This is a genomic window from Aphanizomenon sp. UHCC 0183 (genome assembly GCF_009712065.1).
Taxonomy (GTDB): Bacteria; Cyanobacteriota; Cyanobacteriia; order Cyanobacteriales; family Nostocaceae; genus Dolichospermum; species Dolichospermum heterosporum.
Window position 1 is genome coordinate 19,436 of the sequence record NZ_VILC01000034.1, and the last position, 7,631, is coordinate 27,066.

General features: G+C 36.9%; 9 protein-coding genes and 1 tRNA gene. 6 read left to right on the forward strand and 4 right to left on the reverse strand.

Translation table 11 applies throughout. From position 1 onward, the window contains the following. Positions 1 to 132 precede the first annotated feature (132 nt). A tRNA-Glu gene (locus FJR37_RS13425) sits at positions 133 to 205 on the forward strand. Between the two features lie 501 nt (positions 206 to 706). Further along, positions 707 to 2,380 carry an AarF/ABC1/UbiB kinase family protein gene (locus FJR37_RS13430; protein ID WP_168466242.1) on the forward strand — a complete coding sequence of 558 codons (1,674 nt, stop codon included), beginning with the start codon at positions 707 to 709 and terminating at the stop codon, positions 2,378 to 2,380. Between the two features lie 321 nt (positions 2,381 to 2,701). Here FJR37_RS13430 and FJR37_RS27755 read toward each other — a convergent pair whose 3' ends face one another. From FJR37_RS27755 to FJR37_RS13445, 3 genes are all read right to left on the reverse strand, one after another. After that, on the reverse strand, positions 2,702 to 3,025 hold the full coding sequence (locus tag FJR37_RS27755) for a hypothetical protein (RefSeq protein WP_371416125.1): 324 nt from the start codon (positions 3,023 to 3,025) through the stop codon (positions 2,702 to 2,704). Positions 3,026 to 3,039: 14 nt separating this feature from the next. Beyond that, complete coding sequence (locus tag FJR37_RS13440) at positions 3,040 to 3,183, reverse strand: hypothetical protein (protein WP_160290069.1); 144 nt, start codon at positions 3,181 to 3,183, stop codon at positions 3,040 to 3,042. Between the two features lie 293 nt (positions 3,184 to 3,476). Beyond that, positions 3,477 to 3,812 carry a ribbon-helix-helix domain-containing protein gene (locus FJR37_RS13445; RefSeq protein ID WP_027403244.1) on the reverse strand — a complete coding sequence of 112 codons (336 nt, stop codon included), beginning with the start codon at positions 3,810 to 3,812 and terminating at the stop codon, positions 3,477 to 3,479. 83 nt (positions 3,813 to 3,895) lie between these two features. Here FJR37_RS13445 and FJR37_RS13450 point away from each other — a divergent pair, with 83 nt between their 5' ends. From FJR37_RS13450 to FJR37_RS13460, 3 genes are all read left to right on the forward strand, one after another. Continuing rightward, positions 3,896 to 4,132 carry a hypothetical protein gene (locus FJR37_RS13450; RefSeq protein WP_235335454.1) on the forward strand — a complete coding sequence of 79 codons (237 nt, stop codon included), beginning with the start codon at positions 3,896 to 3,898 and terminating at the stop codon, positions 4,130 to 4,132. A gap of 81 nt (positions 4,133 to 4,213) precedes the next feature. Continuing rightward, positions 4,214 to 4,732, forward strand: coding sequence for an HNH endonuclease (locus FJR37_RS13455; RefSeq protein ID WP_039205236.1), 519 nt, complete (start codon positions 4,214 to 4,216; stop codon positions 4,730 to 4,732). A gap of 16 nt (positions 4,733 to 4,748) precedes the next feature. Then, on the forward strand, positions 4,749 to 5,138 hold the full coding sequence (locus FJR37_RS13460; protein ID WP_039205237.1) for an alr0857 family protein: 390 nt from the start codon (positions 4,749 to 4,751) through the stop codon (positions 5,136 to 5,138). Positions 5,139 to 5,296: 158 nt separating this feature from the next. On the opposite strand, the gene FJR37_RS13470 is transcribed toward FJR37_RS13460, so the two are convergent. Further along, a complete protein-coding gene (locus FJR37_RS13470; protein ID WP_039205239.1) occupies positions 5,297 to 6,121 on the reverse strand; it encodes a polysaccharide deacetylase family protein in 825 nt (274 codons plus the stop codon). 488 nt (positions 6,122 to 6,609) lie between these two features. On the opposite strand from FJR37_RS13470, the gene FJR37_RS13475 reads away from it, so the two are divergent. After that, on the forward strand, positions 6,610 to 7,461 hold the full coding sequence (locus FJR37_RS13475; protein ID WP_039205240.1) for a universal stress protein: 852 nt from the start codon (positions 6,610 to 6,612) through the stop codon (positions 7,459 to 7,461). Positions 7,462 to 7,631: the final 170 nt, after the last annotated feature.

The window sequence follows — 7,631 nt, forward strand, 5'->3', positions numbered from 1 at the left end:
TAAATTTGACGAACTACTAGATATTCGTCCTACCTGTTTGTACCCCTTGATCCTACAGCTAAAAAAATCTTTCCAAAACCTCTTGACATTCTCAAAAAAACCCGCTATATTGTTAAAAGTGAAGAGAAACAAGCCCCCATCGTCTAGAGGCCTAGGACACCTCCCTTTCACGGAGGTAACAGGGATTCGAATTCCCTTGGGGGTACTATCAAAGGGATAGAGAAAGAGTAAAAGTCTTTTTCTATCCCTTTTAACATTTCTGTAGTTTTTGTATAGTGATACAAATGCAGGAATAAATATTTTCAATCTTAATGAATTTATCCTCACGCAAAGGCGCAAAGGTAAGAGGTTTAAAAATTAAAGTAAGAAAATTTTATACTGAATATAGCTTTGCCACGCAGGCTGTCTGTGAAAATTAAGGATTATATTCAAATTCACTTTGCGATCGCTACTAATGTCACAATTCAATAACTATAGTTAAACTATAGGGCTTACACATTGACCAAGTTTACCAAATATGTAATGTGGATTTTATCTCTTGTAGGGTGCGTCAGACCCGATAATTTGACAAAAAACAAATTTCCTCTATCTGACGCACCCTACTTGTATAAGAATAAATTAAGTGATATGGAATAGAAGTCCGTACGGTTTAAAAAAAGTTATTATAAAAAATCAATCATGCAGACATCAATTTTCGTTTATATTTATGATGGCAAAGTCTAAAAAGTTTCGTTGGCAAAAAACTAAATATTCTACCTTAGCCCGAAAAATAGACATTTTCAGGGCTGCGGCTAAATTTATGTCATTTCTGTGGTGGGATAGCATTTTTCCTCAAGATTCTTTAGAACATAAGAAAACCCGCGCTACTTGGCTGGTGAATACTTTAATTGATTTAGGTCCTACTTTTATTAAAATTGGTCAAACTTTGTCTACTCGTGCCGATTTATTGCCCTTAGAATATATAGAAGCTTTGGGAACTTTACAGGATCAGGTTCCGGCTTTTAGTAGTCAAGAAGCAATTAAGATGATTGAATTAGAATTAGGTAAACCTGTCCAATTTATCTATAAAGAATTTGATTTTAATCCTTTGGCTGCTGCTAGTTTAGGTCAAGTTCATAAGGCGATATTATACTCTAATGAAGAGGTGGTTGTTAAAGTCCAACGTCCCGGTTTAGATGCTTTATTTAATTTAGATTTTAAAATATTATTACAGTTAATTAAATTTTGTAATGAATATTTTGCTGGATTAAGAAAGTATAATTTACAATCAATTTATAATGAGTTTTTTGATTTGTTGTTTCAAGAAATTGATTATATTCAAGAGGGTAAAAATTCTGATAAATTTAGAGAAAATTTTCGTGGATATCCGCGAATTATTGTTCCTAAAGTCTATTGGCAATATACGACAACGAAGATATTAACTTTAGAATATAAACCGGGAATTAAAATTAATGATAAGGCGGCTTTAGAAGCTTGTGGAATCAATATTCATCAGGTAAATGAAACGGGGATTTGTTGTTATTTAAAGCAACTATTACAAGATGGTTTTTTCCAAGTTGATCCCCATCCAGGGAATATGGCAGTCAATCCAGATGGTAGTATTATCTTCTATGATTTTGGCATGATGGCAGAAATCGGAACTTTGAATAAAGATCAGATGATTAAAACTTTTTTTGCCATTTTAAAAAAGGATAGTAATGAGATAGTAAATACTTTAATGAACATGGGATTACTTGAACCGATCCCAGATATGACTCCAGTAAAAAGATTAGTCACATTTTTATTGGATAAATTCACCGATAAACCTTTAGATATTAAAGCATTGAGTGAGGTAAAAATTGAACTTTATGAAATGTTTGAACAGCAACCATTTCGCTTACCTGCTCAAATGACATTTATTTTAAAATCCATAACCACATTAGATGGCATCGCCAGAACTTTAGAGCCTCAATATAATCCTACAGTATTATCCCAAACATTTATCAAAAGTCTAGCAGTCGCAAAAAGTAAAGGAAATACTATCGCTCAATTAAGCCATCAAGCTAGGGATTTTATTCAATATCAACTGACAAAACCGAATAAAACTGAAGTTTTAGTGAAAAAATTAGCAGAAAGAGTTGAAAGGGGAGAGTTACAATTAAGGGTTAAAAATGTTGAAAGCGATCGCATCTTAGGACAAATTTATCTAGCCATCAAAACCTTAATTTATGCTTGTTTAACAGGATTTAGTCTATTGACGGGGTTAATCTTAATCATCTCTAAGTATCATAATTGGGCGATCGCCATTTTTTGTATATGTGCTTTCTGTCTATATTTATTAGTTAAATCCCTCATAAAATTAGTAATTATCGAAAAAATAGAAAAACTGGGCAAAAAGTGACTGAGGGGCGCAGGGCCTGCGCCCCTACGCTCCTCACATATCAGTTAATTGGTGAGAAAGATAGAGGTAGAGTGAGTGTAAAACTAATTTCACTGAGTTGAGAATTCTTGACGTTCTGGAGATATTCCTGGTAAACGTAAATTACGGATAGACATAAGCATATTTGTCAGAGGATAGCGCAAGCGATCGCTAATATTGCTGACAAATTCATCTTTAAGTTCATTTAAGAGACTTCCAAGAAATAAATTATCCTAAGAAACGAACCACAGAGGCACAGAGTACACAGAGAGAGAATTTCTGCATCAGTTTTGGGACATTTTTTTATTTGGAAGTCTCTAATTGTTGTAGTTGTTCTACGTATTGCCTAGTTCTTTCATACAATTTTGCTTGGACTTCTAAACTGCGCTGGAGTTGTTCAGTCCGTTCATCTACTAAAGTTTGCAGTTGTTGCAATCTTTGGGATTGAATAACAGCATCACTTAATTGAGCGCAAAGCATTTCTATTAAATTTACGTCTGTTGTTTCCCCATTACGAGTAAGTAGGTGAACACAATAAAACCAAACTGTGTAAAGAAATGTAAAATCGCCCAAACCCTCTTCACTCTTGCCTCTTGCCTCTTGCCTTTTGCCTTGCCATAACGACAATTTTCAACGCTCACCTACTTAGTTGCTGGCTGTAAAACTACAAATCCTAAAACCTTACCTTGACTTTCCAATGGCATTAATATCCCATGATGAATCTCTTTAATGGCAAATAAAGGAGCAGAATTACTAGTATTTTCATCTTCACAATTATGAGTCATAATTGGTTTTCCTGGATCTGTAAATAGGAGTTGGCATAAACATAGGCAAGAGGCAAAAGGCAAGAGGATTCGAGAATATAAAGGTGTACCGAGTTCCGTTCAAAAATCAAATAGGAGTCCTATAGATATAAACCGTAATCCCTCTATAATTAACCTAGAAATATCAACTTTTACATCCGAATTAACACGGGAAACCTGACCTAATCAGTACAATTATCTTAAATAAAGCTAAAAATTAGGATTTTACCCAGTTACTAAGGTAGTGCCTGGGTAAAATTAACTAAAACTGCCGACTAATCAACCAAACTCTCAAGACTCAGAGGAACCATATCACCATTCCTAGTCAGTCCTAATAACATTGATTGTTGCGATTCAATTAATTTACCTGTAAGTACACAGCACTCATCTTGTTGTGCCACAGCAGAAATACTGGCGCGAATATCAGATTTAGAAAAACGGGGTTTCCATTCACCTGATTTTTGCTGGATATAATTCCAGAGAATATCTCGAATTAAAGACTGATATCCCCGATTGCCAGCGATATCTTTGAGTTTTTCCTTCAGTTCCCGTTCTAGACGAATACTAGTAACTTCCATCTCAGTTGTTGGGGTGCGTGTAATGGTCTGCATGATTTTTTCTCCTTATAGGTATAGACAGGATAGTAATACAAGTGTAGTATGTTTAAAAGAATGTTCAATAGGTGAAATTTTCTGTGAAATCCATTTATCCCATCTCTACCTCTTCACAAGCAACCAAATGCCTCGGCAGTTGGGAATTTGCTGCTGCGGACGTGGAGAATTTATTTATGGGCGAGGATAGCCAACATCAAGGGCAAAGAACAAAAGGCAATTATGATTTTAAATATCCCAGCATGAATTTGCTGAATACAAAACCACAAATAGAGATCAAACGCGGGAGGTACAGGCAGAAAAATGCTGTACCAAAATAAGACGAAAAACCATCAGGTCAATTGTTAACCCCCGCAGTGTCTCAGACAAAAAGCGGGGGTTTTTTTATAAGGAGTCAGGCTGTGACAAGCGCAATCCAAGTATTAGAGCAATCTGTGGTCGTGTTTTCCCAGAATTACTTGCCACTGTGTCGAGTAAATATCAAGCGGGCGATAGTGTTGCTAGTCAGCAATAAAGCCGAACCATTGGAATTTTCTACAGAAGACGGCTGGTTAATTCACTCATCTAGATTCGTCCTCTCTGTACCCAAACACATTCGCTTAAAAATTGCTGCGACGGAACGAATGTGGAAAATTCCCCCAGTGAATCGTCGGGAGGTTTTACGACGAGATCATAGCAGTTGTCAATATTGCGGTACTAACAAACATCTCACCCTAGATCATGTCATCCCCCGATCTAAAGGTGGCCGACATACTTGGGATAACGTAGTCATAGCTTGCGAAAAATGTAATTCTCGCAAAGGCGATAAAACACTCGCTGAAGCTGGGATGCTGCTGCGGAAATTACCTAAAGCACCTGTTCACCCAACCGTGACATTTGCTGAGAAGTTTTGGATGGATATGCAAGCAAACCTGGAATAACAGGAGAGCAAAAGGAATGCTGAAATTAACTTACACCGATAACAGTTTTTATTTAGAGTGTCTCACTCAATCTCTCGAAGAATGGGTCGCGCAAAGAGTGATTTTGGCACTGCGTGTCAGTCAATCTTTGCGTGTTGAACCCACCACAGCTTCCTTTTTGCTACCTCTTAATTTACCAGGAGTAGAAAGACTGAAGACGGAAGTAAATCGCCATGATAGTGAAATTATGGGCTTATGTAAGTGCGATCCTGAATACTTAGAAGTTACCCTAGATGGTTCTTGGTTATCTGATGGTAATGATGATGCTGTAGGTGTGTTTGTCACCACTATGAGCTATAGTGCGGAGTTTTTTTTGTATAAACTTTGGCAAGAGTCTCAAGTCTGTGCTTCTGTCGTCACCGAATAAGAATTACAGCGGTTTCCGCTCTTATGAGGTACATCTTAGCCCCCTCATCGCACCCCCCTCAATCCCCCCGCTGCGGGGGGAATAAAAGGATAAACTTTTGATACTGGAGGGGGTTGGGGGTGGGGTTCTTATACCTCATAACACCGGGAAGTGCTGTATCATTGCTGCATTTCTAAAAGTTCAGGAACTGTAACAAATCGGTAGCCTTGCTGTTTGAGTCCGCTGATGATTTCTGGCAAGGCTTTCACGGTTCTTTCACGATTTCCACCACCATCGTGCATTAAAACAATAGCTCCTGGTTTAGCATCTCTGATCACATTTTTCACAAATACTTGATATTTTGCACGCGGATCGGTGTCTGCTGAAGTCACTGACCACATGACAACAGAGTTTTTTTGGCTTTTAGCATAAGCAGCTAATCCGTTGTTTAAATAGCCTCCTGGGGGACGAAAAAAAGATGTTTTTACACCTGTAGTTTGATAAATTAACTCATTCGTTTTTTCAATTTCACTTTTAGCTGTAGCTTGATCCATCTTTCGATACCAATGATGCCAAGTATGATTACCAATAGCATGACCTTCAGCAACAACTCGTTTACCAATTTCAGGATTTTCTTGTAAGGCAGTTCCTACCCAAAAGAATGTAGCTTTTACATGATTTTGTTTGAGGATATCTAACATTTTTGCGGTAGTTTTTGGCCAGGGACCATCATCAATCGTTAAAGCAATGACTTTTTCTTTGTTGCTGGGTGCGACTTTATAAACGGTTTTTGCCTGATATTTAGCAGGAACGGTAAAATTCAGGGTTTCAACTTTAACTGGTGGTTGTGATTTGAGATTGACTTGATTGTTAGAAATGGCAACTTTTAAAGACTCGCTATTGATTTTTAATTGGTGTGTATTTGGGTTGTTGTTACAAGCTATTAAGGATAATACTATTGTGGCAATGCTAATTATTTTTATGGAATTATAATTTGGGTACATAAAGTTAAAGTTCTCTGATATATTTCCCAGAATGAGAATTTGAGCTTTTACAGTATTAACAGAAATTTTTACCATGATTTGATATTAAATAATATTTAATCATCATAAAAAATATAGTAATTTTCTAACCCTGAAGATAGATATAACTATTTTTCAGTAATAATTAACTTAAATTAAAAAAAATTAATATAGATTACAAATAATAACTAACATCAGATTTTATTAATTTTATCAGGCAAAATTAGCAGTATGCTTAATGATAGGCAACCTAGTTGTAACTTCACGTAATTAGGCGTAAAGAAACTTAATATTCATCACTTTTTTGCTCGTTGGTATTAGTTTGGACTGCTAATCAGTTAATTTATGCCTAATTACTTAACTTGGTTGTTCAGCATATCAGAAAAACATTCTGATAGCTTGCGTGGCACAGCCATGGCTCAATACTAGCAGCAATAAACCACAGAAACCCTCACGACAAAGACGTAAATATGATCCAAAAAATTTTGTTGGCTGTCTCCGGTTTGGGACACGCGGAAGAAATGCTCAAGAACTTGAAAGAACTACCTTCATTTCGAGGCGCAAAAGTTACAGTTCTCCACGTTGTTACTCCACAAAGCACCGCGTCTGTAATGACTGATAAATGGGAAGAAGGGGGCAAAATTCTGGCTAAGGCTATTCAGTATTTAAACTTAGACCCTAGCCAAGTTTCTTCAATTTTACGCCAGGGTGATCCCAAGGATGTGGTTTGTCAAGTCGCTGACGAAATGGAAGCTGATTTGATTATTATGGGTTCACGGGGAATGAAGCGACTACAATCAATTTTCTCCAATTCCGTCAGTCAGTACGTTTTTCAATTGTCTTCTCGTCCCATGTTGCTGGTGAAAGATGACATTTATGTCAAGAACATTAAGCGCGTTATGGTGGCAATGGATAATTCTGATGCTGCTAAAAATTGCTTAAATTTAGCTTTGTTCTTACTCCAGGGTGTTACGGGTGGACAATTGGTTTTAGCTAATATTAATGCAGATTTAGGTGGTAAATTATCAGGTATTACTGACCTCAAACCCGAGAAGAATTCTGTTTTGGGAATGGCTTTAGCAGAAGCTCAAAGACAATCTGTAGCAGTCCGTTGTGTTACCAGCAGTGGTAAACCAGGAGAAGAAATTTGTCGTTTAACTAATGAGTTGAATATAGACTTATTATTGATTGGTTCGCCGGACCGTCGCCCATCTATTGCTAAGAGTTTTGTTGATATAGATCGGCTAATTGGCTCATCTTTATCTGATTATGTTCGTGTTAACTCTACCTGTCCAGTGCTTCTGGCGCGTACTACTGTGTAATGTCTTTATATTAGCGATTCATAAATAAAAACCCCTGCACTATATTTAGTTTAGGGGGGTTTTTATCTTATCTATCTTTTCCACCGATTTTAATTGCTCACAAAAGCTAATAAGTAGGTGGGTGTTAAAAATTGTCGTTGGGGCAAGGGAACAGGGAACAGGGAACAGGG